Raw genomic sequence first — 25,210 nt, forward strand, 5'->3', positions numbered from 1 at the left:
GATCTGGCCAAAAGGCAGGTTATAAATGACCCATTCCACAACCGAAGTGTTGACCGGCGGCCTTGTGCTGGCCGTGGCGGCTGGTTTTGCATTCTACGCAGCCCAGGCTGCAGGCCTCTCGCGCGGGGGCGATAGCTACCCGCTGTCGGCCTCCTTTCGTTCGCTCGAAGGGGTGAGTGTCGGCACAGATGTGCGCCTCGCCGGGGTTAAAATCGGCACGGTGACCAATGTGGCGCTGAATGCGGAAACCTTTCGCGCCGACACCACATTTTCCGTCGACAACAGCATTATGATTCCCGACGACAGCGCCATCGTGATTGCGTCCGAGGGGCTTTTGGGCGGCAACTTCGTCGAAGTGATGCCCGGTGGGTCGCCGTTCAACTTTGAAGCAGGGGATGAGATCACCGACACGCAAGGCGCAGTCAGCCTGATCTCGCTGCTTGTAAAATTTGTTTCCGGCGGCGGTGACGAGTCCTGATGATGCGCCTGACGACACTTGCCTTTTGCCTTGTGGCTGCGAGCTCTGCTGTGGCGCAAACGATTTCGGTTGAGGAACTTGCGCCATCTCCGGTGCAACCTCGGGTGCCTGAAACCCGCGAGCATGTGGAACGTGTGGAAGCCACAAAGGGCAGCATCGCGAGCTTGCGCGGCCTTGATAAGGTCAACGGCAAGAGCATGGACGTAGACGTGCAAACCGGTGGCTCGGTTGAGGTCTTTGGTCTGATCGTGACCATGCGTGAGTGCCGTTATCCAACGGAGAACCCCTCGGGCGATGCATTTGCCTATCTGACGATCCGTGATCGTCAGGATGGGAAGGTGTTCTTTGATGGCTGGATGATCGCCTCAAGCCCCGCTCTGAGCGCGCTGGATCATCGCCGCTATGACGTTTGGGTTCTGCGCTGCAAGAGCGACTGAGGTGCAGGGATTGCCGGGGACAGAAAATCTCCGGATTGATCCAAAGCCTCTGCCAGCAACCTGCGATACCGTGCACGACTGATCTCTTCTCCGCCCAGAGAGGCGAGGTGGGGCGTGATGAACTGCGTATCACATAGGGTATAGCCGCCCGCATTGAGCCGATCCACCAGATAGGCCAGTGCAATCTTTGAGGCATCGCGGCGGCGGGAAAACATGCTTTCGCCAAAGAAAGCGGCCCCCAAAGAGACGCCGTAAACCCCACCGACGAGCGCGCGATCCATCCAGACCTCAAGGGAATGGGCAAAGCCCATCAGGTGGAGCTCCAGATAGCGGTCAAAGATTTCCTCGTTGATCCAAGTTTCCTCACGATCGGCGCAGCCGTGCACGACGCCTGCAAAATCTCGGTTCACCGAGATCTCATAATCGTCGCGACGCAGGCGTTTGCCCAGCGAGCGGGAAATGCGAAACCCATCAAGAGGCAGAATGCCACGGCGTTTGGGGTCGACCCAGAACACCTCTGGATCGTCGCGGCTTTCCGCCATGGGAAAGACGCCGCTGGCATAGGCATGAAGAAGAAGATCAGCGCTGAGCGTCATAAGTTAGCCTAGCACAGGAATGAGCAAGGGCGGTGGTTTTCGACCGCCGCCCTTAAAAGTATTTTATTTCTGCAGGTTGGCCTCAAGCCATTTTTCCAGCCAGTGAATGTTGTAATCACCAGTTTGGACGTCCTTTTCCTGCAGGAGCGCATGAAACAGCGGCACGGTGGTGTCGATCCCGTCCACGATCAACTCGCCCAGCGAACGGCTAAGACGCGCCAGCGCCTCGTCCCGGTCGCGACCATGTACGATCAGCTTGCCGATCAGACTGTCGTAGTAGGGCGGGATTGAGTAGCCGTCATAGAGCGCTGAATCCATCCGCACGCCAAGGCCGCCGGGGGCGTGGTATGCGGTGATCTTGCCCGGACAGGGGGAGAAGTTCGGCAGTTTCTCGGCGTTGATGCGCACCTCGATGGCGTGACCGTTGATGGTCAGATCGTCCTGACCGAACGAGAGCGGCAGGCCAGAGGCCACGCGGATCTGTTCACGCACCAGATCGACACCAAAGATGGCCTCGGTCACGGGGTGTTCCACCTGCAGGCGGGTGTTCATCTCGATGAAGTAGAACTCGCCGTCCTCATAAAGGAACTCGACAGTGCCCGCGCCGGAATAGCCCATCTTGCCGATGGCGTCGGCGCAGATCTTGCCGATCCGGGCGCGTTCTTTCTCAGAGATGCAGGGGCCGGGAGCCTCTTCAAAGACCTTCTGGTGGCGGCGCTGCAAGGAGCAGTCGCGCTCGCCCAGATGGACACCGCCGCCCTTGCCGTCGCCAAAGACCTGAATCTCGATATGGCGCGGACGCTGGAGATATTTCTCCATATAGACTTCGTCGTTGCCAAAGGCGGCCTTAGCCTCGGAGCGGGCGGTCTGGAACGCATGGACCAGATCAGCCTCGGTTTGCGCCACTTTCATGCCGCGACCACCACCACCGGCGGTGGCTTTGATGATAACAGGATAGCCCATGTCGGCGGCCACAGTCTTGGCGGTCTCCACGTCGGGCACGCCACCGTCAGAGCCGGGCACACAGGGAATGCCAAGCGCTTTTGCGGTGTCTTTTGCGGTGATCTTGTCACCCATCTGGCGAATGTGCTCGGCGGAGGGGCCGATGAAGGTCAGCCCGTGATCCTCGACGATCTGCACGAAGTTCGCGTTCTCAGACAGGAAGCCATAGCCCGGGTGGATCGCCTGCGCGCCGGAAATCTCGCAGGCGGAGATGATGGCGGGGATCGACAGATAGCTTTGGGTGCCAGAAGGGGGGCCGATACAGATCGACTCGTCTGCCATGCGCACGTGCATCGCGTCGGCATCGGCGGTGGAGTGCACCGCGACGGACTGGATGCCCATCTCGCGGCAGGCACGGATCACGCGCAGCGCGATCTCACCCCGGTTCGCAATCAGGATTTTGTCAAACATGAGACCGCCTTACTCGACGATGACGAGCGGAGAACCAAATTCAACCGCTGCGCCATCCTCGACGAGGATGCGCTTCACGGTGCCAGCCTTAGGGGCCGGAATGTGGTTCATGGTTTTCATCGCCTCAACGATCAGGAGCGTGTCGCCCTCATTGACCTGCTGGCCGACGGAGATAAACGCAGAGGCACCCGGCTCTGGTGCCAGATAGGCGGTGCCGACCATAGGCGAGGTCACTGCACCCGGATGGTTGGCAGGATCGTCAGACACGGCGGCCTCAGCAGCCGGTGCGGCAGCAACAGCAGCGGGAGCCGCTGCAACCGGGGCTGCGGCAGGCGCGGCAGCGACCTGAACCGGCGCGACGGGTGCTGGGAATTGGCGGGAGACGCGCACGTTCAGGCTGTCATCTTCCGCGTAGTCGCGCTTTACCTGCAGCTCGGTCAGGTCATTTTCGCGCAAAAGCTCTGCCAGAGCCTTGATGAACGCTACATCTGCTTCATGAGATTTATTTGTCATTGTGTTCCTCGGCAGGGTCCTGTCTGGCCCCGAATGCATCCGGGGCGGAAATTTGCGGCCTTATAAGCCATAGCTGACCATAAGGAAAGCGTACTTGGATTGCCTCACAAGATGAGGGCGCGAGGGGCGATTTTCAATCGTTTTTGCAGGGGAATATCCCCATTGCGGCCTCCGTCACAGGGGCATGCCGCTGAGTTTTGCTACCAGCTCGGGCAGCTTGCGGGCGTTGAATTTATCCAGCAGGCGGGCGCGGTGAGTCTCAACCGTGCGATAGGAAAGATCGAGCTTCAGGCCGATTTCCTTGGCCGACAACCCCCGGCAGGTGAGGATTGCCACCTCGCGTTCGCGCGGGGTCAGGCTGACGACGGGGCGTTCGTCAGAGAGATCGGCAAAGGACCAGACACCAGTTTGGAACGGACGCGCCCCATCCAGCGAACGCCCCCGCACGCGGCACCAAAACAGCGCCCCCGAGGTGCGGCGCATAATGCGCTCGTCGTGGTAAAACCCGCTTTGTGATTCCGGCATCTGCAGAATCTCGCCAATACGCTGGTAATCCTCGACGCTGGGATAAAGTGCGGCGATGGGCAATTCGCACAGCTCTGCGGGAGTGGCTCCAAAAGTGTCGGCGAATTGCAGATTGCACCGCTTGATGATGCGATGTTCCAAAAGCGCAAGCCCTACGGGCGCGTAGTCAAAAGCGGGATCAGACATGGGCTGGTTCTAAAGCGCGGCACTGCGCAAGGGAAGGGCGCTTGTGTTTACGACAGGGTCGGTGCGGTCTGTAAAAAAGCCGGACCTGAAACAGGCCCGGCACAGGAGGTGTGCGCGACAGGGAATTGCCGTGCAGCACGGAGTAAAACGTCAAATGCGCAAACCGCGCACCCGGAGATCAGATCGCGAGGTATTCGGACCGCAACTCCTCATTCTCGAGAACCTCGGCAGCGGTGCCGTCAAAAACGATCCCGCCCGTATCAAGGATGACCGCACGGTCTGCCAGTTGCAGCGCGCGTACGGCATTTTGTTCTACGATAATCGTTGTCATGCCCTGTTCCTTGATGTGGATCAGAGTCTTCTCAATCTCATCCACGATGACCGGGGCAAGACCCTCATAAGGCTCATCAAGCAACAAAACCTTGATGTCGCGGGCAAGGGCGCGGGCAATGGCCAGCATCTGCTGCTCGCCGCCCGAAAGTGTGACGCCCTCTTGTTTGCGCCGCTCGCCAAGTCGCGGAAACAGCTCATACAGACGCTCGATGGACCAGCCGATGGGGGGCGCGATCTGCGCCAATTGCAGGTTTTCCTCGACCGTGAGGCCGGGGATGATGCGGCGATCCTCTGGCACCAGACCAAGCCCGGCAGCGGCGGCCTCGTGACTTTCCATCAAGTGCAGCGGTTGGTGATCGAGCCAGATTTCGCCGCGCGTCACCATGGGCGAACCGGTGCGCGCGATGGAACGCAGGGTCGAGGTCTTGCCCGCGCCGTTGCGACCCAAAAGCGCGAGGATCTCGCCTTCATGGACGTTAAAGTTGATGCCTTGAACGATATAGCTCTCGCCATAATAGGCATGCACGTCCCAGATCGACAGAAATGCGGGCGCGGTGGCGGCGTGGTTTGCGCCTTTGGAGAAGTCGGGTTTTACGTTCATTTCTTTTCCTTTCCCCTTACGCGGTTTCGCCGAGGTAGGCTTCGCGCACCTTCGGGTTGCCACGAATGTTCTCCGGATCGTCTTCTACCAATGGGGTGCCCTGTGCCAAAACGGTGATCCGATTGGCGAGCGAGAACACCACATGCATATCGTGTTCGATGATGGCGATGGTGATATTGCGCTGATCCGAGATCTGTTTCAGGAGGTCGATCGTGTTGTTGGTGTCGGCCCGCGCCATGCCTGCCGTGGGTTCATCCAGCAACAGCAGACGTGGCTCCTGGCTGAGGCACATGCCGATTTCCAGCCGCCGCTTATCCCCGCGCGAGAGCGAGGCGGCATGCATATGGCGTTTCTCGGCCATGTTCATTTCCACTAGCATCGCCTCGGCCTTGTCGAGAATGTCGCGCTGCGACATCACCGAAGCGATGGCGTTGAGTTCAAATGCGCCGTCCCGTTTCGCCAGACAGGGGATCATCATGTTCTCAAGAACTGTCAAATCACCAAATATTTCAGGCGTTTGAAAGACGCGGCTGATGCCCATCTGGTTGATCTCGTAGGGTGCGCGCCCCAGCACTGACTGCCCGTCAAACATCACCGACCCGGTGTCGGGGATCAGTTTGCCGACAAGGCAGTTCAGCAGCGTCGACTTGCCCGCGCCATTGGGGCCGATGATGGCGTGAACCGAGTTTTCCTTGACGGAGAGGTTCACATCCGAGAGCGCCTGCAGGCCACCAAAGCGTTTGCCGACGTTTTTGACTTCGAGAATACTCATAAGATGTCTCCTTATTCCGCCGGGTTGGTTTTGCTCTGGTGGGCGTCAGACTTCTTGCGCCCCTTGAACCAGTTGCCGATCCGCTGTCCGCCTTCCACAAGGCCACCGGGGAGGTAGATCACCACCAGCATGAACAGGATACCAAGTGTCAGATGCCAGCCTTTGCCGATGAAGGGGTGGATGATGAAGACCACGAAGTCCTCAAGCCCATCCGGCAAGAAGCTGAACCAGCCGTGCAGCACGTTGTCGTTGATCTTGGAGAAGATGTTCTCGAAGTATTTGATGAAGCCTGCGCCCAGAACCGGCCCGATCAGCGTGCCCGCACCGCCAAGGATTGTCATCAGGACGACCTCGCCAGAGGCGGTCCATTGCATCCGCTCTGCACCGGCTAACGGGTCCATCGATGCCATCAGCCCACCGGCAAGGCCCGCATACATGCCAGAGATCACAAAAGCTGCCAGCGTGTAGGGTTTGGAATTCAGGCCGGTGTAATTCATCCGCTGCTGGTTCGATTTCACCGCCCGCAGCATCATCCCGAAGGGAGAGCGGAAGATACGGATCGAGAGATAAAAGGCTGCGATCATGACCAGCGCACATAGGTAGTAGCCCATGTTGAACTGGAAATCCCATGGCCCCACGATCAGGTGATAGGTCGAGCGCATCTCCATGCCAAAGAGGTTGGTCACAGGGATGGAGCCATCAGCCGTGGCAGAAACCCCCAGCACGCGCGGATCATCCAGCGTCAGTTGCAGGCCGGTTTCGCCATTGGTGATCGGTGTTAGCACCGAATAGGCGAGGCTGAAGGACATCTGCGCAAAGGCCAGCGTTAGGATCGAGAAGTAGATGCCGGAGCGCCGCAAACTGATATATCCAATCACCAGCGCGAAAAGGCCCGAGATGATGACGCTGAGGATGATGGCGGGCAAGACGTTCATGCTCAGGAGTTTGAACATCCAGACCGCAGAGTAAGACCCCACACCGAGAAAGGCCGCGTGACCAAAGGACAGATACCCGGTGAGGCCAAAGAGGATGTTAAACCCGATGGCAAAAATCCCAAAGATCACAAAGCGCTGCATCAGGTCGGGATAACCCGCATTGAACTGCGCCAGACCGCTATCGGTGGGAAAGGGATTTAGAAGGAAGGGAGCAAAGATCGTCAGTCCAGCTACGATCAAAAGCAGTGTAGTGTCTCTTTTATCAAGTCCGAACATGATCTTAGTCCTCCATCACGCCTTTGCGCCCCATCAATCCGCGTGGACGGACCAGAAGGATGATGATGGCGACGAGGTAGATGATGATCTGATTGATGCCGGGAATGAGGCTGATTGCCCATTCCATCGAGGCAAAGCTTTCAAGCACGCCGAGCACAAAGCCCGCCAGAACCGCACCGGGCAGGGAGCCCATGCCGCCCACAACCACAACCACAAAGGACAACACAAGAAAGTCCATGCCCATGTGATAGTTGGGCGAGTTGATCGGCGTGTACATGACGCCCGCAAGCCCCGCGACGGCGGCCGCGATGCCGAACATGATCGTAAAGCGGCGGTCGATGTTGATACCCAATAGGCCCACGGTTTCACGATCCGCCATGCCAGCCCGGACCACCATGCCGAAGGTGGTGAACTGCAGGAAGGCAAAGACCGCACCGATGATGAGGCAGGCAAAGCAGAAATAGACGATACGCCAGACCGGATAGATCAGGTCCATGCCGATCACCGCGCCAAGATTGGCCACGCCATTGAGCGCATCGGGCGCGGGCGTGGGGATCGGGTTGGCACCGTAGAAATACTTGATGACCTCTTGCAGCACGATGGCGAGGCCAAAAGTCACAAGGATCTGGTCCGCATGGGGGCGTTTGTAGAAATGCTTGATCAGCCCGCGCTCCATGATGAAGCCGACGGCCACCATGATTGGGATCGCAAAGAGGATCGCCAGCGGCACTGACCAGTCGATGATCGCGCCACCAAATTCCGGTCCGAACCAGCTCTCGACATAAGGGGTTTTGACCTTCAGCGGGTTGCCGAGGAAATCGGTCTTTTCGGGATCGACCGTCTCAAAGCTGAGGCTGAAGATTTTTTGCAGCGTCACCGCGCAGAAGGCACCGATCATGAACAGCGCCCCATGGGCGAAATTCACGACGCCGAGCGTGCCAAAAATAAGTGTAAGCCCGAGCGCGATCAGCGCATAGGCAGAGCCCTTGTCGAGCCCGTTTAGGATTTGCAGAAGGAATGCGTCCATGATCCCCACCTTCCGGTTCGTCTGGGTGGCTGGTTTCGGGATGCAACAGTAGGTCACGCCCGGTCGCCAAGAGGGCGCGGATCAGAGAGACCAAAGCTGTGCGGGAGAAGGGTGGTCAGGCGCGTCTTTCGCGCCCGACCAGTGATAGGGCTCTCGCGTTATGCGCCCGGGTTACAGGAACCGAGTTGGCCCCCTGCAAACATCGGGTGATCCGCCGGGTATTCGACCTGCGCGCGTGGTGTGACCTCGACCACCTCGAGAAGGTCAAACTCGGATGTCGGGTTTTCTTTCCCGCGCACCACAAGCACATCCTTGAAGCACTGGTGATCCTCGCCGCGATAGAGCGTCTTGCCGTTGCCCATGCCGTCGAACTCGAAATCTTCGAGTGCTTCTGCCACCGCGCAGGGGTTGAAGGAACCCGCGCGCTGCACTGCGTCTGCATAGAGCAGGGTCTGCACGTAGCAGGTATGCGCCGCCTGTGAGGGCGGGAAGCCATATTTGGTGCCGAAGGAGCGCACAAAGGCTTTGGAGCCTTCGTCCTGCAGCGACCAGTGCCAGTTGGTGGAGCCGTGGATGCCTTTGACGTTTTCGCCCGCACCTTTGGCCATCAGACGCGAATAAAGCGGCACGACGATTTCGAAGTTCTTACCGTTTACTTCTTTTTCGCGCAGGCCGAACTGCACGGCGTTGGTGAGCGAGTTCACCATGTTGCCGCCGTAGTGGTTCAGAACCAGCACATCCGCACCGGAGTTCAGAACAGGTGCAATGTAGGACGAGAAGTCAGTCGCGGCGAGCGGGGTTTTCACCGTGTTGACGGTCTCCCAGCCGAGCGCCTCTGTTGCGGCCTTGATGGATTCTTCTTGGGTCCAGCCCCATGTGTAGTCAGCAGTCAGGTGATAGGCCTTGCGGTCATCGCCATAGAGGTTCTTGAGCACCGGTGCGAGCGCCGCGCCGGACATATACGCGTTAAAGAAGTGGCGGAAACCATTGGCTTTCTTGTCTTTGCCGGTGGTGTCGTTCGAGTGCGTCAGGCCCGCCATGAAGATCACGCCGGCCTCTTGGCACAGGCCTTGAACCGCAACCGCCACACCGGAGGAGGAGCCGCCGGTGATCATGATCGCGCCGTCTTTTTCGATCATGGATTTTGCAGAGGCGCGGGCCGCATCCGATTTGGTCTGGGTGTCGCCGGTGACATATTCCACCTTCTTGCCCATGATACCGCTGCCCTCAAGCGCCTTGGAGCTGAAGGTGTTCAGCATGCCGCCGTCGCCTTCGCCGTTGAGATGCTCAACCGCCAGTTGATATGCGCGCAACTCGTCCGCGCCTTCGTCGGCATAGGGTCCGGTCTGCGGGACGTTGAAGCCGAGGGTGACGGTGCCGCCGGTTGGATTATTGGTGAAAGCAGCTGCGCTTTGGGCCGTGAAAATGGTCGGCACGGCGAGACCTGCGCCTGCAACGGCGCTGGTTTTCAACAGGCCACGACGGCTTACGTCTGTCTTGGACATTTAAGTTCCTCCCTGAGTGTAAAAGGCGAGGCGCGACTCCTCACTTCCGCGCGTTGCCTTGCAACATTGTGCAAAATCAGTATGGGGGTGTGTTGTAAATCACCGCAATAAAACGCTTGTTTTGAATGTTTTTTCTGTAAAGAAATATACAGTGAAGGGCGTATTGCGGTAAATTATCTTATTCTGCCGCGCAGAAAGCCCTTGATAACCCGGTGTTTTGCAGGAGGAGGCAAACCCATGGCAGGTGACAGTCTGACCGGTAGTCGCATTCGTGAAAGGCGATTAATGCTAGGGTTGCGTCAGGCTGATCTTGCCCGTGACGCCGGGATATCGGCCTCTTACCTCAACCTGATCGAACACAATCGGCGCAGAATCGGCGGCAAATTGCTGGTGACGCTGGCGCAGGTGCTCAATGTTGAGCCATCGCTTTTGACCGAAGGGGTGGAGGCCACGTTGGTGGCCTCATTGCGAGAAGCGGCGGCCGAGGCACGGACGCCGATGGTGGAACTGGACCGCGTGGACGAATTCGCAGGTCGGTTTCCCGGTTGGGCAGAAGTTCTGGCACAGACCCACGGGCGCATTGGTGCATTGGAACGCACGGTGAGATCTCTCTCGGACCGGCTCACGCATGATCCGCATCTGGCGTCCTCGCTGCATGAAGTGCTCTCTACCGCAGCCGCGATCCGCTCTACCGCAGGTATCTTGGCGGAACCGGGGGAGTTGGAGGCCGAATGGCGAGACCGGTTTCACAAAAACCTCGACCAGGATGCCCAGCGGCTTGCGGACAGCAGCCGGGCGTTGGTGCGGTTTCTGGATGAGAGCGATCAGGCCGGTGAGCGCCGGGGCATTCCCCAAGAGGAAGTGGAGGCGTTTTTCACCGCGCGGGAGTTTCATTTCCCTGAGATTGAGAAGGGCAGCGTCGAGCCGCGTGACGTGGTGAAGGCGGCCCCGGAACTGGAAAGCACCGCCGCGCGCAAGCTGGCAGAAGCGGGATTGCAGATTTATCAGGAGGACGCCGAGCGCATGCCGCTGGTTGCGTTGCGCACCGCTATCGAGACCCACGGGCTCGCTCCCGGAAAACTGGCACAGGCGCTGGACGTCGAAATCTATCGTCTTTTGCGCCGTCTGGCGATGGTTCCTCAAGATGTGCTTGGGCATCCGGTCGGATTGGTGATCTGTGATGCCTCAGGCTCTATCTTGATGCGCAAGCCCGTTGCGGGTTTTCCGCTGCCGCGTTTTGGCACCTCTTGTCCGCTCTGGCCGCTGTTTACGGCGCTCTCTCAGCCGGGGGTGCCGATCCGGCGGCGTATCCATCAAAAGGGGCGCGCGGCGCGTGACAGTGAGTGTTTTGCGATTTCATGGCAGGCAGAGCAGCCCGGATTTGATCGTGATCCGGTGATGCGCTCGGTGATGCTGATCCTGCCGTCAGAGCACCCGGATCAGCCACCTCATGCGGACTCGCGCCCGGTTGGAGCCAGTTGCCGGATCTGTGTTCGCAGAGGCTGCCCGGCACGTCGCGAGCCGTCGATCCTGCGTGATTCATCTGGTGCGCGTTTGATGCAGATGTAACTGCCGGGTGACAGCGGTGTTGCTTTCATGCAAAGATCGCTATCGCACCCGGAGGAACCGGCAAACGGCGTGGTGCTTGGGGAGGACAAAGAAATCAATGGCTGGACGAGTCGTTTTGATTGAAGACGAAGCCAATATTGCAGAGGCGATCCGCTTTCTGCTCTCGCGCGAGGGATGGCAGGTTGATGTACATGCAGATGGCAGCAGTGCGCTATCGGTGATCGAGGCGGCAGAGCCTGATCTGGTCATCTTGGATTTGATGCTGCCGGGCAAAAGTGGCATGGAAATCATTCGTGAAATCAGAGAGGTAGAGGCATTGTCTCATCTGCCCGTCCTGATGCTCACGGCGCGTGGTCAACTGAAGGATCGCGAGATGGCGGAACGTGCGGGGGTCACCCGTTTCATGACCAAACCGTTCTCGAACACAGAGGTGCTGACCGCGGTGCGCGATCTCAATGCGCAGGCACGGCAGGCACAGGCCTCTTCTGTGCGCGACGCAGGCTGAGCCGCCCGCGATGATCCGATCCGATGGCGCGGGCAGTAAAGACGAGCTGCGCACCCCTTTTGTGGAGCGCCGCACCTATCGCCGCCGCCGTCTCATGGACATTGCCCGTCTGGCGCCGCTGATCGGGGCCTTGTTGTTTCTGGTGCCGCTGTTGTGGCCGGAGCAGCATCTCTCTGAAGGGAGAGGGCATGACGCCGGAAGCAGCATGTCCACCGCGATGATTTATATATTCGGTGTCTGGATCGGTCTGATCCTGTTTTCGGTGGCGTTTTCGGTCGCAGTTCGGCTTTGGGCGGTGCATTGGACCGGCGTTGGCGCCCCGACAGAGACCGCAGATGTGTTGGCCATGCGCCAACCGGGTGATGACAGAGCCGACGATCGAGTCGACACGTCTCCCTCAACCGCGCCCCTCCCGCCTGCATCAACAGGGCCGGAGGATCAACTGTGACCTCGCTCAACCTGCTGGCCACAGTCAGCCTCGGTTATGTAGCGATCCTGTTTATGGTTGCCTTTTGGGCCGACCGGCAGGCGCTGCGAGGACGCAGCGCGCGCTTTATGCGCTCGCCGCTGATCTACACGCTATCGCTTTCGATCTATTGCACCGCTTGGACCTTTTACGGCGCGGTAGGATATGCGGCGCGGTCGGGTATGGAATATGTCACCATCTACCTCGGCCCGACATTGGTGATGATCGGCTGGTGGTGGGGTCTGCGCAAACTGGTGAGGGTGGGGCGAAGCCAACGCATCAGTTCCATTGCAGACCTATTGTCCGCGCGTTACGGCAAATCCAATGTGCTGGCAATCGGGGTTACTTTGCTCGCCGTGGTTGGGGTGACGCCCTATATTGCGCTGCAATTGCAGTCTATTACCTTGTCTGTTGCGATCTTTGCTGAGGCCGACCCGACACGCAGTCACAATGAATCCGGCACAGTGTTCTGGATCGCGATGGGGTTGGCCTGTTTCGCAATCCTGTTCGGCACCCGCAACCTCAACGCAAATGAGCGCCACCACGGGGTGGTGATGGCCGTCGCACTTGAGGCAGTGGTGAAACTCATCGCTTTGGTCGCGGTCGGAGTCTTTGTGGTCTGGGGGCTGGCGGGCGGCATCGAGGAGACGCTTGCACGGATTGATCGCTCGCCCATTGGGCATTGGCAGGTGGATGGCGGGCGCTGGACCGCGATCACATTTCTGGCGGCGGCGGCCTTTGTCTGCCTGCCCCGCATGTTTCAGGTGATGGTGGTCGAAAACGAGGATGAACGCCATCTGCGCACTGCTGCGTGGGCCTTTCCCACCTATCTGCTCCTGATCTCGATCTTTGTGGTGCCAATTGCTGCGCTCGGGCTGGAACTGTTGCCGCAAGGCTCCAACCCCGATCTCTTTGTTCTGACGCTGCCGCTGTCGCAGGGGCAAAACGGTCTGGCGATGCTGTCGTTTCTGGGCGGGTTTTCCTCGGCCACATCAATGGTGATCGTTGCCGCCATGAGCCTGTCGACCATGGTGTCAAACCATATCGTAATGCCGATCTGGCTGCGCTCTACCGGGGCCTTCAAGGGGGCGTCGGTGTCGGGGGATGTGCGCTCTGTGGTGCTGTTTGCGCGACGGTTCTCCATCGCGGCGATCATGGGGCTGGGCTATACGTACTACCAGATTTCGGGTGGCGGCGCGGCGCTTGCAGCGATTGGGCTGATCTCATTTTCCGGCATCGCGCAGATCCTGCCTGCGCTGGTGGGCGGGCTTTTCTGGCGCGGGGCGACCCGCGCGGGTGCATTGGCGGGGCTGACCATCGGGTTTGCGGTCTGGGGCTATACGCTGCTGTTGCCCGAAGTTGCAGGCGGGGTGTTTTCCGCCTCAACACTCGCCAATGGCCCATTTGGCCTTGGCTGGCTGCGCCCGCAGGCGCTCTTTGGCATTGAGGGGTTCGACCCGATTGTTCATTGTGTGTTGTGGTCCATGAGCCTCAATGTGGCGGCGTTTGCTCTGGTGTCGGTCATGAGCTTTCCGAGCCCTATGGAGCGTTTGCAGGGCGCGCAATTTGTGCATGTGTTTGATCATTCCGCCGGGCCGGGCGGCTGGACCGGGTCTGTTGCACAGAGCGAAGACCTGATGATCATGTCCCAGCGCATCCTCGGGCCGGAGGAGGCACAGAATTTCTTTCAGGCCGCGTTGAGGCGACAGGGCGGGCCGGGGCCGCTTCCGGAACCGACCCCAAGTTTTCTTGAACAATTGGAACGCGAGCTGAGCGCATCTATCGGTGCGGCTGCGGCCCATGCGATGATTGGCCAGATTGTCAGCGGCGCTGCGGTGTCGGTGGAGGATTTGCTCGCGGTGGCGGACGAATCGGCGCAACTTCTGGAGTATTCCAATCGTCTGGAAGCACAATCCAAAGAGCTGTCGCGCACCGCGCTTCAGTTGCGGGACACCAACCAGAAGCTGACTCAACTCTCGGAACAAAAGGATGCGTTTCTCAGTCAGGTGAGCCACGAGCTGCGCACGCCCATGACATCGGTGCGTGCGTTTTCCGAAATTTTGCGTGATGAGCCGGGATTAACTGCGGCGGAGCAGCATAAATACGCCTCCATCATCCATGACGAAGCGCTGAGGCTGACGCGGCTCCTTAATGACCTCCTTGATCTGAGCGTGCTGGAAAGCGGTGCGGTGTCGCTCAACGTGTCGACGCGTCGTCTTGGGGACGTGTTGGATCATGCGCTCTCCTCAGCGCTGGCAGGGGCGGATGGGCCACTGCAGATCATACGGGATTGTGACAGAGAGGCGGTCGAGGTCGAGACTGACGTGGATCGCTTGTCACAGGTTTTTATCAATCTGATTGCCAATGCACAAAAATACTGCACCGCCACAGACCCCGAACTGCGTATTCATGTGCGCAGCAACGGGGATCGTGTTGAGGTGGACCTTGCCGACAATGGCGCAGGCATCCCGGTGGATTTCCATGAGATGATTTTTGAGAAATTCTCGCGGGTTACCCCGGAGCGGGCTGGTGGCGCGGGGCTTGGGCTGGCGATTTGCAAGGAAATCATGCGCAAGCTCGGCGGCGATATCAGCTTTTTGTCGGAGCAGGAGGGGGCTGCTTTTCGGGTCACACTGCCCATTCGACTGAAAATAGAAGAAATCCGCTGAATTCTGTAAAGGTCTTGGTAACCAGCACTGGGCTAGAACCATGTCCATACGGGTGCGGAAGGCTTCAGGTTCATTTATGACGGACAAGGATCAAACGGAGGATGGCAAGCGCGCGGTCGGGGGACTTGCGCGTAAACTTGCAGCCTCAAAAGAAGGGACTGCCGGAACAGGCGGGTCGCTCACGCTCAAGGCGTTGCGCAGATCGGTGGCGCGCGCCGCTGAGGATCTGTGCGAATTGCCAATGGCAGTGATCGCGGCGCGTCAAACCAACCGCGTGCCCGAAGATCTGACTGGCCTTCTGTCCGACAAACATCTCCTTGTGGTTCTCGATTGCCCCGAGGGGCGGATCGGCGCAGCGACGCTGGATGCCGCTGCGGTTACAGCTCTTATTCAACAGCAGACCATGGGGACGGTCCTCGGCATGTCCGGGGATGAGCGCAATTACACACCAACAGATGCCGCAATGGTGGCGGAGTTTCTGGAGAAGCTGTTCGGCAAAGTCACCAACCTGCTGGAAGACCAGAGCGATCTGCGCATTTTTGAAGGATATAGATTCGGCGCTCAGGTTGAGGATGTCCGAACGCTTGTGCTTGGGATGGAAGCGGACGACTACCGAGTGATCAACCTGAACGTGGATCTTGCGACGGGCAAAATGCAGGGCGAGATCTGTCTGGTGCTGCCGGAACCTTCGGTTGACGAATATGACGAGGCAAATGCAGTCCGCGGCCCGCGCTTGGGGTCCAGTGTCGGATCTATGCGTGCAGAGCTGTCGGCGGTTTTGTGCAAAATGCGAATCCCCTTGCGTCAATTCTCTGCGCTCAAGGTCGGTGAGTTGCTGCCGCTGGATCAGGCTTATCTTTATGAGACCGACCTGATTGCCATCAATGGACAGGCGATCGCCAAGGGCCGGCTTGGCCAGATGAACGGCGCACGCGCAGTGCGCCTGGATCAGCAACGCACCCGGCTTGTGCCAAACAATCAGGGCAGCTTTTCCGATGGGATCGGTCAGGGCGCAGCACCGGCTATGGATGACAACACGCTGGATCTGTCGATTGCGGCGCATGGTCTGCAAGATCCGGGCGACGGGCTTGGCGGGGATCTTGGCGGCATGATGGGTGGAGACCTCGGCGGAGGCCTCGGAGGTGATCTTGGCGGCGACTTGGGTGGCGATCTGGGCAGTGGCTTGGGGGGTGATTTGGGCGGTGATCTGGGCGGAGGCCTTGATGGTGGTGATCTTCCGATGGGAGATTTTGACGCCATGGGAGACCTGCCAGGATTGCCAATGAACGATCTTGGCGATTTTAACGCCGATGATACGGCAGCAGAGATTTCCGAATTGGCTGGGTTGTCAGATCTATCAGAGACGGGCACCTAACGCGCGCATCCGGCGGCTTTTGCGCATCATCAGGACATGATCCTAGTAGGATAGAAAAACGGCCCTCGGAATTCTCCGCGGGCCGCAAAACCATTCTGACTTAGGTGAAGGCGATGTTTTAGCCTTTGAGGGACTGAAGCGTCGGGCGCAGACCGGACAGATCGTACCCCGCCTGTTGCGTGGTGGTCATGATATCGTCGACCGAGACGTCAGGGTTTGACACCTGACCCAGCGCCCAAACCACCGAACACCGCGTACCAGAGGCGCAATAGGCCAGAACTGGCCCATCTGACGCCTCAATGAATGCGCCTTGTTTCTCGACGTTCTCAGGCGTCATGGTCTGGTGGGTGAGCGGCAGGACCTGAAATTTCAAACCAGCCGTTTCAGCCGCCGCGCGGATTGTCTCCGCCTGGTGGCTGGGCGGAACTTCCGCGTCAGGTCTGTTGCAGATCACGGTGGTGAAACCGGCAGCTTTGATTGCGGGAATATCCTCCACGGAGATCTGCGGAGAAACCGAGTAACGGGGGGTCAATGTGCGTGCATCCATGGCAATCCGTTTAAGCCTTTGTTGGGCTGCGGTCCAGAACCAAGCGAGTCCTCCGCCACGCACGATAGGCGCTATGCATATCGGCAGAAAAGCTCCGATTGTTGCTTGTGTTTTCCGGTGTCGGCATTCGGGTTGGCGACACGCACTGCTGACAGATATTTTTCGTTTCCGAAGTTGGGTTTGGGCACTGCCAATTGTTTTGGCTTTAGAGGCGAGTGGCCTAATTTATTGGTAATATTATTGCAGGGTTTACGATTGGAATGCGTCAATTTGCGGTATTCCCCAGCCGCGATGATTGCTGCACCCTTGAACTGATGTAAACTGGTCCTGCGCGGCAGGTGTTACGCTGCGCGGACAGGATCCTATTTTGGACCTGTAGGGGAGGAGAGTAACGAATGACGACAGAACAGTTGATGAAACGTGCCTGCCACCTTGAAAAGCAAATCCGGACCGCTTCTGAGGTGGCGAGGTTGGATCTGCAGCCAGAATTTTCGCGTGTCTTGCAGCATATTAAGGCGGCAGGGGAATCTGTTCCCGGACATTTGCGCCGAACGGAGCAGGCGCTCAATGACGAACTGGTGGAACGTCAGTTTGACAATATGCCGGTTTGATTTGGCATTTGTCGACTAAGTCTGAGTGTGACCTGACGGAGGCCAATTGGCGAATTCAGGCGGTTTCTAAAAATCGCCTGTGATCGCCAAATAGATGCGTTGGTTGTGACAGTTAGCGCAGAAACAGGCCGACCATCACCAGCATCAGCCCAAGGACCGACAGCAACAACGCGCCGAGGTTTTTTGGCAGCACCGATTGCAGGACCGCGCGCAGCTCATCCTCGCTCAACCCTTTGCGCTTGGCGCGCACCACGATCAGCACACACCATGCAAGCCCCAGCATACCAAGGATCGACAGGGCACCACCGGCCCAGATCAGGTATTCCATGTTCCGTCTACCTCTTGTCACAGGTTGTCTCAGGCAACCGCCGCCGAGGCGTGCCATGTCGGTGGCATAGCGCCTACAAGAGTGGCTGCGACACTGCAAGCGGATGCATGTCAACTCCAGTCTTGCGAGGCGCGCGGCAGCCCTGTATCCCTCTGCCTCAACCGGTGCCAAACCGGAGCAGTTGAGGCAATTTGCACGAGGGCCATCCCATGGACATGACCGAAGACGAAAAGAGCGAAAACTACCGCGTCACCGCAGGCGAACTGCGCCAGTTTGTGGAGCGGTTCGAGCGTCTGGACGAAGAGAAGAAGGCAATTGCCGAGCAGCAGAAAGAGGTTATGGCCGAAGCCAAAGGGCGCGGTTACGACGTCAAGGTTCTGCGCAAGATTATCGCTCTGCGCAAGCGAGATGAAAACGACATCGCCGAAGAAGAGGCCGTGTTGGAAATGTACAAAGAAGCGCTTGGAATGTCCTGAAGCGGACCTATCCGCCGACGTTATCGAACGGGGATCTGAGGGGACTCAGGTCCCCGTTTTGCATTGAAAATGCGCTGTTCAGCTGTGTCTTTGTGCCTGCCAGCGATGTGCATCAGAATTAATCACGCATCTTTTTTTTATTAAAATCATGTGATTGAGAGGCGTTGTTGTGGCGTCAAGCAGTGAGAATACGCCCTCTCTAAATTTTACCAGTTGATAAAAAAATCGCCTGTGGCACTCTGGTTTCAACAAGAAGACATCATTGACTGTCCAGTATCAGCAAGGAGACACCCAATGGCAGCAGGCCACCAGGTATCCGGAGTGCGACCAGAGCGGCTCAGCGCTCAGGAAATCGCCGAAAACTTCGCGGATCTTCACGCGCCCTTTGATGCGCATGAGGCCGCGGTTGCGGCGGATCGCTGTTATTTCTGTTTTGATGCGCCCTGTATGACGGCGTGTCCCACCAGCATCGACATCCCGCAATTCATCCGCGAGATCCAGGGCGGGCATGCGGAAAGTGCCGCCAAGACCATTCTGGAGCAGAACATCCTCGGCGGCATGTGCGCTCGGGTCTGTCCGACAGAGACGCTCTGCGAAGAGGTCTGCGTGCGGGAGGTGGCCGAGGGCAAGCCGGTCGAAATCGGTCGCTTGCAGCGCTACGCCACCGATATGCTGATGGAGCGGGACGTGCACCCCTTCACCCGCGCAGCGGCCACCGGAAAGCGGGTTGCGGTTGTGGGGGCGGGGCCTGCGGGTCTTGCGGCGGCGCACCGTTTGGCGATGTACGGTCACGAGGTCACGGTCTATGAGGCCAAGGCCAAGGCAGGCGGCCTAAATGAATTCGGGATCGCAGCCTATAAATCCACCAATGACTTCGCTGCGCGCGAGGTGGACTGGTTGCTGCAAATCGGTGGCATCAGCATCGAGTACGGGCGCGGACTTGGTATGGGGCTGACGCTGGAGGCGCTTCAGTCTGACTTTGATGCGGTGTTTTTGTCGGTTGGGCTACAGGGCGTCAATGCACTGCGTGCGGAAGGCGAAGACAAGGACGGCGTGCGCGATGCTGTGGATTTCATCGCGGAGCTGCGTCAGGCCGAGGATCTGACCGCGCTGCCCGTGGGGCGCAATGTGGTGGTTATCGGCGGCGGTATGACCGCCGTGGATGCCGCCGTGCAGTCCAAACTCCTGGGCGCTGAAAATGTCACCATCGCCTATCGCCGGGGGCGGGACGCCATGGGCGCGAGCCGGTTTGAACAGGATCTTGCGGCCTCCAAGGGCGTGAAGCTGATGTTCAACGTGATGCCAAAGGCAATCCACGGCAACGGGTCTGCGGTCGAGATCGAACTGGAATACACTGATGTTGTGGACGGGCGCGTCACCGGCACCGGAGAGACGGTGCGACTTGCCGCGGATCAGGTGATGAAGGCCATCGGTCAGACGCTTGAAGGCCAGCCAGAGGCGCTGGCGCTGGAGGGGCGCAAGATCAAGGTCTCTGAAACCGGGCGCACCTCCGTGTCCGGGGTCTGGGCCGGGGGCGATTGTGCATCCGGCGGCGATGACCTCACCGTGACCGCCGTAGCCGAGGGCCGCGACGCGGCCGAAGATATCCACGCGAGCCTGATGGGCTGAAGCCGCTATGTGCCGCCTTGCAGGGCAGGCCGCATAGTTAGCAAACAGGGAGAGATCAAATGGCTGATCTTACAACAGAATTCCTCGGTATCAAATCACCGAACCCGTTTTGGCTGGCCTCCGCGCCGCCCACCGACAAGGAATACAACGTCCGCCGCGCCTTTGAGGCCGGATGGGGCGGCGTGGTCTGGAAGACGCTGGGCGCCGAAGGCCCGCCGGTGGTGAATGTGAACGGGCCGCGCTATGGCGCGATCTGGGGCGCGGACCGCCGTCTTCTGGGGCTCAACAACATCGAGCTGATCACCGACCGCCCGCTGGATGTGAATCTTGAGGAAATGACCCGCGTCAAGAAGGATTATCCGGATCGCGCGCTCATTGCTTCGATCATGGTGCCCTGCGAAGAAGCCGCGTGGAAAGCGATCCTGCCGCGTGTGGCAGAGACCGGCTGTGACGGGATCGAGCTGAACTTTGGCTGCCCGCACGGCATGGCTGAGCGCGGCATGGGCTCTGCGGTGGGGCAGGTGCCGGAATACATCCAGATGGTCACGGAGTGGTGCAAGCAATATTACGACAAGCCGGTGATCGTGAAGCTGACGCCCAATATCACCGACATTCGCCACCCGGCGCGCGCGGCCAAGGCCGGCAATGCGGATGCGGTGTCGCTGATCAATACGATCAATTCGATCACCTCGGTGAACCTTGATGCGATGTCGCCTGAGCCGATGATCGGCGGCAAGGGCACCCATGGCGGCTATTGCGGCCCGGCGGTGAAACCGATCGCGATGAATATGGTCGCCGAGATCGCCCGCGATCCGCAGACCGCTGGCCTGCCGATTTCCGCCATCGGCGGCGTCACCACCTGGCGCGATGCGGCAGAGTTCATTGCGCTGGGGGCGGGCAATGTGCAGGTCTGCACGGCGGCGATGACCTATGGGTTCAAAGTTGTCGAGGAGATGATCTCGGGTCTGTCGGACTGGATGGATCAGAAGGGATATTCCTCCATTGAGGACTTCCGCGGCATGGCGGTTCCCAATGTCACCGACTGGCAGTATCTGGACCTGAATTACGTGACCAAGGCGAAGATCTCTCAGGACGATTGCATCAAATGCGGGCGTTGTTTTGCGGCCTGCGAGGATACCTCGCATCAGGCAATTGCGATGTCGGCGGATCGGACCTTTACCGTAAAGGACGATGAATGCGTGGCCTGCAACCTTTGTGTCAATGTCTGCCCAGTCGAGGGCTGCATCACCATGGAGGAGGTTGCCGTCGGCGCTGTTGATGAGCGCACCGGAAAAGTGGTGAGTGGCGAATATGGCAACTGGACACAGCATCCGAACAATCCGGCCGCGACAGCGGCGGAATAGACCACGGCGGGGAGGATCCCGCCCGTCGAGGATGCAGGAAACCTGCATCCTCTCCCGTTGGGCCCGGCGCCGCGCTTCGCGCGGCGCTTTGGCGTAGAAACGATGCCGGAGCGCTATTGGGGAGAGGTCGGAATTTTGCTGGGGAGGTCCATCAGGGGCACATGTGTCCTGATGGACCAGATCAAGTCTGAGGCGGGCGCTGACGCCTCAAGGGTAAACGTCGCTTGCGCGCCGCCGCTTTGCGGCCATTGACCCGCCATCCCCCTCGTGGCCTCCCAACTTGGGCGTTGGGTCCGGAGTGTCAGGTCGTGGGCGTGAGCATGCGGCGGTAAAGGGTGTCGAGAAATTCCGGCGCGGCGGCAAAAGGGTCCTCGGGGGTCATCAGGGTCTGTACCTGAACTTCGAAATCCGCGTAATGCTGGGTGAGGGACCAGATCGAAAACAACAGATGCCGGGGATGAACGCTGGCGATCTTGCCCGCCGCCATCCAGCCTCGAAAGATGACCTCTGTCGCATCCACCAGTTCGCGCAGTTCCGTCGAGAGCGTGTCGATCATGCGCGGCGCGCCTTGTACGATCTCATTGGCGAAGAGGCGGCTTTCGCGCGGCATGTCCTGACTCATCTGAAGTTTGCGCTGCACATACCCGAGGATCTCCTCCATTGGGTCTCCTTCCGGATCGATATCGCGTAAAGGGGCCAGCCAGGTTGCCAGAAGCTTTGACAATAATTCGGTGAAGATCGCCTCTTTGGAGGGGTAATAGTAGAGCAGGTTGGGCTTGGAGAGACCGGCTGCACTGGCGATCTGATCGACCGTTGCACCGCGAAAGCCGTTCTGGGAAAACACATCCAGAGCGGCCTCTAGGATGTTGGCGCGATTGCGTTTTTGGATCCTCGTGGGGCTGCGGTCAGTGGCCATGTCGTGCCGGTGCTTTCTGTTGTTATTTGCGGTTGGAGGTGCTGCCTGAATTTTGCGCAGATGATGGGCTGCAAAAATCTATTCCAATTCTCAGGATGCGCAATTTCTTGACTGAGACTCATCTGGTGATAGCGTGAGTTTGACCAGTTGGTCAAATGTCCGGCCTTGCCCGTCTTGGCGACCCGGCCAGAACCAACGGCACAGTGAGAGCCACTGACCCGGGCTGGACAAGCCACGCATGACCCCGCCCCGATGCATGAGGGTGAGGCAGACCACAGGGAAGGAAGCAAACAGAGATGACCGCGCTTGGACAAAATCTGAAAATCAACGGCGATCGGCTGTGGGACAGTCTGATGGAGATGGCCAAGATCGGCCCCGGCGTCGCGGGGGGCAACAACCGCCAGACGCTCACCGATGAGGATGCCGAGGGGCGGGCGCTGTTTCAGTCCTGGTGCGAGGCGGCAGGCATGACTATGGGCTGTGACACCATGGGCAACATGTTTGCAACCCGCCCCGGCGAAGATCCCGACGCGCTGCCGGTCTATATGGGCTCGCATCTGGATACCCAGCCCACGGGCGGCAAATACGATGGTGTTCTGGGCGTTCTCGGCGGGTTGGAAGTGATCCGTACGATGAACGACCTTGGGATCAAGACCAAACACCCGATCGTGGTCACGAACTGGACCAACGAGGAAGGCACGCGGTTTGCGCCCGCGATGCTGGCCTCAGGCGTGTTTGCGGGCAAGCACACACAGGACTGGGCCTATGGGCGCGAGGATGCCGAGGGCAAGACGTTCGGTGATGAGCTGAAACGGATCGGCTGGGTCGGAGATGAGACAGTCGGCGCGCGCAAGATGCACGCGATGTTCGAGCTGCACATTGAGCAAGGCCCCATCCTTGAGGCCGAAGGCAAGGATATTGGCGTTGTGACCCATGGGCAGGGGCTGTGGTGGTTGCAATGCACGGTGAGCGGCAAGGACGCGCATACCGGCTCCACGCCGATGAATATGCGGGTGAATGCCGGGCTTGGCATGGCGCGGATGACCGAAGCGGCACATCAGATCGCCATGGCGCATCAGCCGCATGCCGTCGGCGCGGTGGGGCATTGTGATGTTTTCCCAAACTCGCGCAATGTGATCCCCGGCAAGGTGGTGTTCACTGCCGATTTCCGCTCGCCGGATCTGGAGAAACTCACGTCGATGCGGGCGCAGTTCGAGGCCAAGGCGAAGGAGATCGCCGATGAGCTGGGGCTTGGGCTGGAGATCGAACCCGTCGGGCATTTTGACCCCGTGACCTTTGACGAGACCTGTGTCAGCGCGGTGCGCAATGCGGCGGAGCGTCTGGGCTACAGCCATCTCGATATCGTTTCCGGCGCGGGTCATGACGCCTGCTGGATCAATGATGTGGCGCCCACTGCGATGATCATGTGCCCCTGCGTTGATGGGCTGAGCCACAATGAAGCGGAAGAGATTTCCAAGGACTGGGCCGCAGCGGGCACCGATGTGATGCTGCACGCGGTGCTGGAGACGGCAGAGATCGTCGCCTGAAACCGCTGAGATGGAGGGGGCGCTGCCCCCGTCGCGCATGCGCGACTCCCCCGGGGATATTTAGGGTCAGAAGAAACTCGCCCGGGATTTGAAGACAACGGCGCGCAAGGCGTCGGACCACAGGGAGTTTGATATGACCAAAGTCATCAAGAACGGCACCATTGTCACTGCGGATTTGACCTATAAGGCAGATGTGCTGGTCGAGGGGGGCGTCATCACCGAAATTGGCCCGGATCTGAAGGGCGATGAGGTGCTGGACGCCACCGGCTGCTACGTGATGCCGGGCGGGATCGACCCGCATACCCATCTGGAGATGCCCTTCATGGGCACCTATTCGTCGGATGATTTTGAGAGTGGCACCCGCGCGGGGCTGGCGGGCGGCACCACCATGGTGGTGGATTTTGCACTGCCAAGTCCGGGTGAGAGCCTGCTGGATGCGTTGAAACGCTGGGACAATAAATCGACGCGGGCGAACTGCGACTATTCCTTCCACATGGCGGTGACATGGTGGGGGGAGCAGGTCTTTGACGAGATGAAGACCGTGATCGAGACCCGCGGCATCAACACTTTCAAGCATTTTATGGCCTATAAGGGCGCCTTGATGGTCAATGATGACGAGATGTATGCGTCATTTCAGCGGCTTGCGGAGCTTGGCGGCATTGCCATGGTGCATGCCGAAAACGGCGATGTGGTCGCCGAACTGAGCGCGAAGCTGCTGGCGCAGGGCAACACCGGCCCCGAGGCGCATGCCTATTCCCGGCCACCGCAGGTGGAAGGCGAGGCTACCAACCGCGCCATCATGATCGCCGATATGGCGGGCGTGCCGCTCTATGTGGTGCATACCTCCTGCGAGGACAGCCACGAGGCCATCCGCCGTGCGCGCATGCAGGGCAAGCGCGTCTGGGGGGAGCCGCTGATCCAGCATCTGACGCTGGATGAAAGCGAGTATTTCAACGCCGATTGGGACCACGCCGCGCGCCGGGTGATGTCGCCGCCGTTCCGCAACAAGCAGCATCAGGACAGCCTCTGGGCGGGGCTGCAGTCGGGCTCCCTGTCGGTGGTGGCGACGGATCATTGCGCCTTCTCGACCGAGCAGAAACGCTATGGTGTGGGGGATTTCACCAAGATCCCCAATGGCACCGGCGGGCTTGAGGACCGGATGCCGATGCTCTGGACCCATGGGGTTGAAACCGGCCGTCTGACGGCCAATGAATTTGTCGCGGTCACGTCGACCAACATCGCCAAGATCCTGAACTGCTACCCCAAAAAGGGCGCGGTTCTGGTTGGCGCGGATGCGGATCTGGTGGTCTGGGACCCTGCAAAGACTAAAACGATCTCGGCGGCCTCGCAGCAATCCGCCATTGATTACAACGTGTTCGAGGGCAAAGAGGTCAAGGGCCTGCCGCGCTACACGCTGACCCGCGGTCAGGTGGCTGTGATGGACGGCGAGATCAAGACGCAGGAAGGTCACGGCAAGTTTGTGGAGCGCGCGCCCAACACTGTGGTCAACACGGCGCTCAGCACCTGGAAGGAGCTGACCGCGCCGCGCCCGGTGGAGCGCAGCGGCATTCCCGCCACTGGCGTCTAACTGCATCAGGAACGGGGGCCGCG

At 59.3% G+C, this 25,210-nt stretch carries 25 protein-coding genes; 13 read left to right on the forward strand and 12 right to left on the reverse strand.

The genetic code is table 11. The features are described 5' to 3' along the window. Positions 1 to 25 precede the first annotated feature (25 nt). Positions 26 to 478, forward strand: coding sequence for an outer membrane lipid asymmetry maintenance protein MlaD (mlaD, locus tag QNI81_RS05550; protein WP_005639701.1), 453 nt, complete (start codon positions 26 to 28; stop codon positions 476 to 478). Continuing rightward, a complete protein-coding gene (locus tag QNI81_RS05555) occupies positions 478 to 915 on the forward strand; it encodes a DUF2155 domain-containing protein (protein ID WP_283967639.1) in 438 nt (145 codons plus the stop codon). Before mlaD ends, QNI81_RS05555 begins: the two co-directional genes overlap by 1 nt. On the opposite strand, the gene aat is transcribed toward QNI81_RS05555, so the two are convergent. From aat to QNI81_RS05600, 9 genes are all read right to left on the reverse strand, one after another. Then, complete coding sequence (gene aat, locus QNI81_RS05560) at positions 879 to 1,511, reverse strand: leucyl/phenylalanyl-tRNA--protein transferase (RefSeq protein ID WP_283967640.1); 633 nt, start codon at positions 1,509 to 1,511, stop codon at positions 879 to 881. The genes QNI81_RS05555 and aat overlap by 37 nt on opposite strands. A gap of 63 nt (positions 1,512 to 1,574) precedes the next feature. Beyond that, entirely contained in the window at positions 1,575 to 2,924 is a 1,350-nt protein-coding gene (gene accC / locus QNI81_RS05565) for an acetyl-CoA carboxylase biotin carboxylase subunit (protein WP_283967641.1), read from the reverse strand. Positions 2,925 to 2,933: 9 nt separating this feature from the next. Further along, the gene (gene accB / locus QNI81_RS05570) at positions 2,934 to 3,437 is read right to left on the reverse strand and encodes an acetyl-CoA carboxylase biotin carboxyl carrier protein (protein ID WP_009177003.1); all 504 of its coding nucleotides are present in this window, start codon (positions 3,435 to 3,437) and stop codon (positions 2,934 to 2,936) included. Positions 3,438 to 3,611: 174 nt separating this feature from the next. Beyond that, complete coding sequence (locus QNI81_RS05575) at positions 3,612 to 4,148, reverse strand: PAS and helix-turn-helix domain-containing protein (protein ID WP_009176299.1); 537 nt, start codon at positions 4,146 to 4,148, stop codon at positions 3,612 to 3,614. A 178-nt stretch (positions 4,149 to 4,326) separates the two neighbouring features. After that, positions 4,327 to 5,082 carry an ABC transporter ATP-binding protein gene (locus QNI81_RS05580; protein ID WP_005609938.1) on the reverse strand — a complete coding sequence of 252 codons (756 nt, stop codon included), beginning with the start codon at positions 5,080 to 5,082 and terminating at the stop codon, positions 4,327 to 4,329. A 16-nt stretch (positions 5,083 to 5,098) separates the two neighbouring features. Then, positions 5,099 to 5,854 carry an ABC transporter ATP-binding protein gene (locus QNI81_RS05585; protein WP_005609935.1) on the reverse strand — a complete coding sequence of 252 codons (756 nt, stop codon included), beginning with the start codon at positions 5,852 to 5,854 and terminating at the stop codon, positions 5,099 to 5,101. An 11-nt stretch (positions 5,855 to 5,865) separates the two neighbouring features. Further along, positions 5,866 to 7,065, reverse strand: a complete 1,200-nt coding sequence (locus QNI81_RS05590) for a branched-chain amino acid ABC transporter permease (RefSeq protein ID WP_114961245.1) — start codon at positions 7,063 to 7,065, stop codon at positions 5,866 to 5,868. 4 nt (positions 7,066 to 7,069) lie between these two features. Further along, complete coding sequence (locus QNI81_RS05595; protein WP_005609930.1) at positions 7,070 to 8,092, reverse strand: branched-chain amino acid ABC transporter permease; 1,023 nt, start codon at positions 8,090 to 8,092, stop codon at positions 7,070 to 7,072. 158 nt (positions 8,093 to 8,250) lie between these two features. Beyond that, the gene (locus tag QNI81_RS05600) at positions 8,251 to 9,597 is read right to left on the reverse strand and encodes a substrate-binding protein (protein ID WP_005609928.1); all 1,347 of its coding nucleotides are present in this window, start codon (positions 9,595 to 9,597) and stop codon (positions 8,251 to 8,253) included. A 237-nt stretch (positions 9,598 to 9,834) separates the two neighbouring features. On the opposite strand from QNI81_RS05600, the gene QNI81_RS05605 reads away from it, so the two are divergent. The 5 genes from QNI81_RS05605 to QNI81_RS05625 all read left to right on the forward strand — a co-directional run bounded on the left by QNI81_RS05605 (position 9,835) and on the right by QNI81_RS05625 (position 16,181). Beyond that, positions 9,835 to 11,166: a short-chain fatty acyl-CoA regulator family protein gene (locus tag QNI81_RS05605; protein ID WP_283967642.1), complete on the forward strand. Its 1,332-nt coding sequence runs from the start codon at positions 9,835 to 9,837 to the stop codon at positions 11,164 to 11,166. A 97-nt stretch (positions 11,167 to 11,263) separates the two neighbouring features. Beyond that, complete coding sequence (locus tag QNI81_RS05610) at positions 11,264 to 11,671, forward strand: response regulator transcription factor (protein WP_283967643.1); 408 nt, start codon at positions 11,264 to 11,266, stop codon at positions 11,669 to 11,671. Positions 11,672 to 11,681: 10 nt separating this feature from the next. Continuing rightward, positions 11,682 to 12,119 carry a hypothetical protein gene (locus QNI81_RS05615; protein ID WP_283967644.1) on the forward strand — a complete coding sequence of 146 codons (438 nt, stop codon included), beginning with the start codon at positions 11,682 to 11,684 and terminating at the stop codon, positions 12,117 to 12,119. Continuing rightward, positions 12,116 to 14,806, forward strand: a complete 2,691-nt coding sequence (locus tag QNI81_RS05620; RefSeq protein WP_283967645.1) for an ATP-binding protein — start codon at positions 12,116 to 12,118, stop codon at positions 14,804 to 14,806. Before QNI81_RS05615 ends, QNI81_RS05620 begins: the two co-directional genes overlap by 4 nt. A 76-nt stretch (positions 14,807 to 14,882) precedes the next feature. Continuing rightward, the gene (locus tag QNI81_RS05625) at positions 14,883 to 16,181 is read left to right on the forward strand and encodes a FliM/FliN family flagellar motor C-terminal domain-containing protein (RefSeq protein WP_283967646.1); all 1,299 of its coding nucleotides are present in this window, start codon (positions 14,883 to 14,885) and stop codon (positions 16,179 to 16,181) included. A gap of 118 nt (positions 16,182 to 16,299) precedes the next feature. On the opposite strand, the gene QNI81_RS05630 is transcribed toward QNI81_RS05625, so the two are convergent. Then, positions 16,300 to 16,728, reverse strand: coding sequence for a protein tyrosine phosphatase family protein (locus QNI81_RS05630; RefSeq protein ID WP_114961238.1), 429 nt, complete (start codon positions 16,726 to 16,728; stop codon positions 16,300 to 16,302). A 395-nt stretch (positions 16,729 to 17,123) separates the two neighbouring features. Here QNI81_RS05630 and QNI81_RS05635 point away from each other — a divergent pair, with 395 nt between their 5' ends. Then, positions 17,124 to 17,339: a hypothetical protein gene (locus QNI81_RS05635; protein ID WP_283967647.1), complete on the forward strand. Its 216-nt coding sequence runs from the start codon at positions 17,124 to 17,126 to the stop codon at positions 17,337 to 17,339. A 112-nt stretch (positions 17,340 to 17,451) separates the two neighbouring features. On the opposite strand, the gene QNI81_RS05640 is transcribed toward QNI81_RS05635, so the two are convergent. Further along, entirely contained in the window at positions 17,452 to 17,667 is a 216-nt protein-coding gene (locus QNI81_RS05640; RefSeq protein ID WP_005609908.1) for a hypothetical protein, read from the reverse strand. Between the two features lie 209 nt (positions 17,668 to 17,876). Here QNI81_RS05640 and QNI81_RS05645 point away from each other — a divergent pair, with 209 nt between their 5' ends. From QNI81_RS05645 to preA, 3 genes are all read left to right on the forward strand, one after another. Next, positions 17,877 to 18,143 carry a DUF2312 domain-containing protein gene (locus tag QNI81_RS05645; RefSeq protein WP_005609905.1) on the forward strand — a complete coding sequence of 89 codons (267 nt, stop codon included), beginning with the start codon at positions 17,877 to 17,879 and terminating at the stop codon, positions 18,141 to 18,143. A gap of 294 nt (positions 18,144 to 18,437) precedes the next feature. Next, positions 18,438 to 19,772 (forward strand): NAD(P)-dependent oxidoreductase, encoded by a 1,335-nt coding sequence (locus QNI81_RS05650; protein WP_283967648.1) that lies wholly within the window; start codon positions 18,438 to 18,440, stop codon positions 19,770 to 19,772. 59 nt (positions 19,773 to 19,831) lie between these two features. Beyond that, on the forward strand, positions 19,832 to 21,136 hold the full coding sequence (gene preA, locus QNI81_RS05655; RefSeq protein ID WP_219230913.1) for an NAD-dependent dihydropyrimidine dehydrogenase subunit PreA: 1,305 nt from the start codon (positions 19,832 to 19,834) through the stop codon (positions 21,134 to 21,136). Between the two features lie 301 nt (positions 21,137 to 21,437). Here preA and QNI81_RS05660 read toward each other — a convergent pair whose 3' ends face one another. Further along, positions 21,438 to 22,052: a TetR family transcriptional regulator C-terminal domain-containing protein gene (locus QNI81_RS05660; RefSeq protein ID WP_283967649.1), complete on the reverse strand. Its 615-nt coding sequence runs from the start codon at positions 22,050 to 22,052 to the stop codon at positions 21,438 to 21,440. A 296-nt stretch (positions 22,053 to 22,348) separates the two neighbouring features. On the opposite strand from QNI81_RS05660, the gene QNI81_RS05665 reads away from it, so the two are divergent. Beyond that, positions 22,349 to 23,599: a Zn-dependent hydrolase gene (locus tag QNI81_RS05665; RefSeq protein ID WP_168577393.1), complete on the forward strand. Its 1,251-nt coding sequence runs from the start codon at positions 22,349 to 22,351 to the stop codon at positions 23,597 to 23,599. A gap of 133 nt (positions 23,600 to 23,732) precedes the next feature. Continuing rightward, positions 23,733 to 25,187, forward strand: coding sequence for a dihydropyrimidinase (hydA, locus tag QNI81_RS05670; RefSeq protein WP_283967650.1), 1,455 nt, complete (start codon positions 23,733 to 23,735; stop codon positions 25,185 to 25,187). Positions 25,188 to 25,210: the final 23 nt, after the last annotated feature.

The sequence above is a fragment of the Tritonibacter sp. AK171 genome (assembly GCF_030127025.1).
GTDB classification, from domain to species: Bacteria; Pseudomonadota; Alphaproteobacteria; order Rhodobacterales; family Rhodobacteraceae; genus Epibacterium; species Epibacterium mobile.